The organism is Alkalibacterium indicireducens (genome assembly GCF_039522005.1).
Taxonomy (GTDB): Bacteria; Bacillota; Bacilli; order Lactobacillales; family Carnobacteriaceae_A; genus Alkalibacterium; species Alkalibacterium indicireducens.
Genome location: NZ_BAAADA010000026.1, coordinates 1 through 4295, shown reverse-complemented (window position 1 = coordinate 4295; position 4295 = coordinate 1). Strand labels below are relative to the sequence as shown.

The window sequence follows — 4295 nt, the reverse complement described above, 5'->3', positions numbered from 1 at the left end:
TGAGAATGACATTAACCACTTCAAGCTATCGCTTGACCGAAATTCATCTCCCACTTTCACTGGTGCTTCGCACCCATACGCTTAGAAGTGGGAGACTTCTTTCGGAATTACGTTAAAGCAGCCTTAACAAAATCGACGCTCCAGTCCGGGTGAGCTTCAAGGATAAGAGCTGCTGCCCCAGCTACATGAGGAGCGGCCATACTTGTTCCCTGTAGAGATGCATACGCTGGACCAGGTACTGTACTGATAATGCTGACACCAGGTGCGACCACATCGGGTTTTATCATCCAGTTCGTCATAACAGGTCCTCTGGAAGAGAAGTCTGCCACTGTTTCGCCAACAATATGACTAAATGAAGCTTCAATTGTCACTGTATTAAAGCCATTCTCCAGATCCTGCAGCAGTTTTTGTCCATCTTCAAGAGAAGCCATCAACGTCGGAACTGCCATGCCAGGTATTTCAGGCTGAGTACCTGCTACATTATTGAAAAGGATCGCACCAACAGCTCCAGCCTCAGCTGCATTCTGAGCTTTTTCGACAAATGGATATTCTCCTCTTTGAATCAAGGCAATCTTACCTTCGACATCGAGAGAAGCAAATTCCTCAGGACTGCCCAGTCCGGCATAAACATATTCTAAGGTCTGACCGTTTAGTGCAAGTAGAGCATCTTCACCAGGATATCCCATCACTTCAATTGAAGGGAAGACTTGAGCTGATTCTGTGTTGACTGAAGCTTCGAATACATTGTAAGGAAGTTGTGTAGCACCGACTGAAATGGCATCTCTTGATGTTCCAGGAGACCCTGCTGTCCAGTTCTGAGGACCAGCATTTCCGTTAGCAGTGACAGCTACTACACCTTCGCCCATAGCGGTGTCCAGAGCGATAGAAGTAGGGAAGTCAGGATTATTGACCGTCGCACCTAATGACAGGTTCATTATATCTGCCCCATCTTCGACTGCCCGTTCGATCGCAGCGACGACATCACTCGTTGTTCCGCTTCCTCCCGGACCAAGTACTCGGTAGGCAAGCAGGTTCGCATCAGGTGCTACCCCTTTGATCTGTCCGTTTCCAGCTATGGTACCCGCCACATGCGTCCCGTGATTCGTTGCCAGAGCCGGATTCAGAACATCTTCAATCAAGGTCTCCTGAGGATCATCGTCATTATCTACAAAATCCCATCCTTTATAGTCACCGAAAGCATGAACCAGAGCCGGATGTGTATAATCCACTCCAGTATCAATCACTGCGACCGTTACTCCTTTTCCAGTGTACCCGGTATCCCAGGCTTCAAAAGCCTCTATGTAAGGTGCGCTGTCCAGCATTTCTGGAGTGACTTCGTTGACATCGAACTGCTGTGTATCAGTCACTTCATACTCCTGATCAGGATAGACTGATTTGACACCCTCGATCATCAGAAGCTTACCGATATCACTTTCAGACAGGTCGACAGAAAAGCCTGAGAAAAGCTGATCGTATTCCTGATTGACTTCGGCCTGTCCACCGGCTGCTGCTAATTCATTTAGAATGCGTTCCCGTTCTACAGATAATCTGAACTCAGACTGAGTACGTCCCTGCTGTTTTGCCTGAAGGACCGCTTCTTCTTCAAGTTCAACAATGACTGTTAAAATGTCATCCGACAGCAGATCTGAATCCAGATGAAGTTTTGGACTAGATCCTTCTGAATTCCCACCGTTTCCTTCTGCACTGACTTGGCTGATTGACGATACGGAAGATATCCCTAATAGTAGAGACATCGATCCTGCTAAAATTGAAGTGAACTTATTTTTCATTTGACTACTCCTTTTCTCCTTAATCGAATCATTAACATTTTATAATAAATATCCATTATTTTTTAATAAGATATTAATAAAGAGACTAGCATACCTTATTATGAACTGCAACACTTTTTATAACATAAACAAATTATTACTATTTATATTCAAGTTGTTCTATTCAGCACACTTCCTCCTGCCAAAAAACACTTATTCTTTTTTACTCAGTGATTGTATCTTTTTCGACAGGTTTACCTTAATCAGTTATACTTATACATGAATGACAAGGAGGAAATTCTATGACTCAAGTAAGAAAAATCATCACTGGAGTGATCCAGGAAAACTGTTATTTAATCTATTCAGGATCAGATGCACTTATTGTCGATCCTGGGGATGAAACAAGTAAAATCAAGGATGAACTGGAAGAGCTGGGTGCGCGGCCTTTAGCAATCTTGTTGACACACACGCATTATGATCACATTGGCGCACTAGAAGACCTTAGAGTCGATTATGATATCCCAGTTTATGTCAGCCCGGAAGAAGTGGACTGGCTCGGGGATCCCTCTAAAAACCTTTCTGTTTACGGTTCAAATGAAATAACAGCAAGAGAGGCAGAATTTACTTTCAATCCTGCAGAAACCGTATCGATCGGTCCATTTACATTTGAAGTCGTCTCAACTCCAGGACATTCTCCTGGCGGCGTAAGTTTCATTTTTGTAAAAGATGGCTTCGTTCTTTCAGGCGATGCCTTATTCAAAGGCAGTATCGGCAGAACCGACCTGCCCGGAAGCGAACCGGAAAAATTGATTCCCTCAATAAAAAAAGAACTCTTCAAACTTTCCGATGATACCATTGTCTACTCAGGACATGGCATGCAGACGACGATCGGTAACGAAAAACAGACAAATCCATATTTCAATTAGAAAAGAGGTCTAGGCGATTGAAACGAATTTTATTACTTCACACTGGCGGAACCATTTCGATGAGTACAGACCAGCGTACAGGAGCGGTAAAGCCAAGCGACGAGCATCCGCTACACCAGTACAGTCACTTGTTTGAAGAAAATCTGGAAATTATTGAAGAGGATATCTTTCAGCTTCCTTCTCCTCATGTGACACCGCATGATATGCTTAGCCTTCAGAAAAGACTGATTCAAGCCGCTGAAGAAAACATTTATGATGGAGCAGTCATTACTCATGGCACAGATACACTTGAAGAAACAGCCTATTTTCTAGACCTTACTCTAGATATTCCTTTTCCTGTAGTTCTCACAGGAGCTATGCGCCCTATTGATGAACTTGGTTCAGACGGCGTACGTAACTTGCAGAATGCTATATGGACCTCTCTTTCTCTTGATGCGAGAGATAAAGGGGTACTGGTTGTTCTAAACGAAGAGATTCATACAGCGCGGTATGTTACAAAAACACATACAACAAATGTTGCTACTTTCAGAACCCCCACTTTCGGACCGATCGGTATCGTTTCAAAGCATGAAGTTCGGTTCTTTCAGAAACTGATTTTCAACGAAACGTATCCAATCGAAAAAGCTGATAAGAACGTCTGTATGCTTAAGTCTTATGCGGGTATGGACAGTACGCTGTTTGATGCCCTGCTCAGTACTGATCTGGACGGCTTGGTCATAGAGGCACTCGGTGCTGGTAATTTGCCCCCTGCTGCTTTACCGGGACTAAAGAAAATTCTTGAAAAAAATATTCCTGTCGTTATTACTTCCAGAGCATTTAATGGAATAGCTCAGGATATCTATGCTTATACAGGCGGAGGTAAACACTTGAAAGAGCTTGGAGTGATATTTGCCCCAGGACTTTCAGGTCCGAAAGCACGAATTAAACTGCTGATTCTTTTGGAACAGGCTTTTGATAATAAACAGATCGACTTGATCTTTAAAAAATAAAGCACACACCTTAATTCAAAAAAAATAAGCCCGAGGCAAGCGATATATGTCGCTTGCCTCAGGCTTATTTGTCGAATTTAAATGATCTGAATGCTTTATCTAAAATAGCCGAGAAGACCCCCACTTCTTACGAAGTGTAAAGTGGGGGATGAATCGGCTTCGGACACGGGGTGGCTTTAGCCGTCCCGATTGTCCGATTGTTCGAGTGCTGTTTGAATCAAGTGAAAAATTGTTTGAGTACGAGTACCGAACCCTTTCTGCTCTTTGTACTTGTCCACCCTATCGAGCAATGTCTTCGGAAATCGTAAAATAACTGATTGCTTTTCCATTGTTTTCACTCCTTAATGATATACAAATAATATCTAAAATGATACAATAAGTATATCATTTAAAGGGGGTGGAAATCAATGAGACACAAAGCCTATAAGTTTCGCCTCTACCCGAACAAAGAGCAGGAAATCCTGATTGCGAAGACGATTGGGTGCAGTCGGTTCGTCTTCAACCATTTCCTTGCAAAATGGAACGAGCTGTACGAAAGCACGGGCAAAGGACTGAGCTACAATTCCTGCTCCGCTCAACTGACCGAACTAAAGAAAGAAATCGACTGGCTA

General features: G+C 43.3%; 5 protein-coding genes. 3 read left to right on the top strand and 2 right to left on the bottom strand.

What is annotated here, in order from left to right; translation table 11 throughout:
* Nucleotides 1–107: 107 nt before the first annotated feature.
* Entirely contained in the window at nt 108–1790 is a 1683-nt protein-coding gene (locus tag ABFX15_RS01920) for a S8 family serine peptidase (protein ID WP_428830576.1), read from the bottom strand.
* A 281-nt stretch (nt 1791–2071) separates the two neighbouring features.
* On the opposite strand from ABFX15_RS01920, the gene ABFX15_RS01915 reads away from it, so the two are divergent.
* Nucleotides 2072–2695 (top strand): MBL fold metallo-hydrolase, encoded by a 624-nt coding sequence (locus ABFX15_RS01915; RefSeq protein ID WP_346023846.1) that lies wholly within the window; start codon nt 2072–2074, stop codon nt 2693–2695.
* 17 nt (nt 2696–2712) lie between these two features.
* Nucleotides 2713–3684, top strand: a complete 972-nt coding sequence (locus ABFX15_RS01910; RefSeq protein ID WP_346023845.1) for an asparaginase — start codon at nt 2713–2715, stop codon at nt 3682–3684.
* Nucleotides 3685–3860: 176 nt separating this feature from the next.
* Here ABFX15_RS01910 and ABFX15_RS01905 read toward each other — a convergent pair whose 3' ends face one another.
* Complete coding sequence (locus ABFX15_RS01905) at nt 3861–4013, bottom strand: hypothetical protein (RefSeq protein ID WP_176759675.1); 153 nt, start codon at nt 4011–4013, stop codon at nt 3861–3863.
* A 78-nt stretch (nt 4014–4091) separates the two neighbouring features.
* Between ABFX15_RS01905 and ABFX15_RS01900 the strand changes: the two genes are divergently transcribed.
* Nucleotides 4092–4295, top strand: a 204-nt coding sequence (locus tag ABFX15_RS01900; RefSeq protein ID WP_346023844.1) for a helix-turn-helix domain-containing protein, incomplete at its 3' end; no start/stop codon positions are given.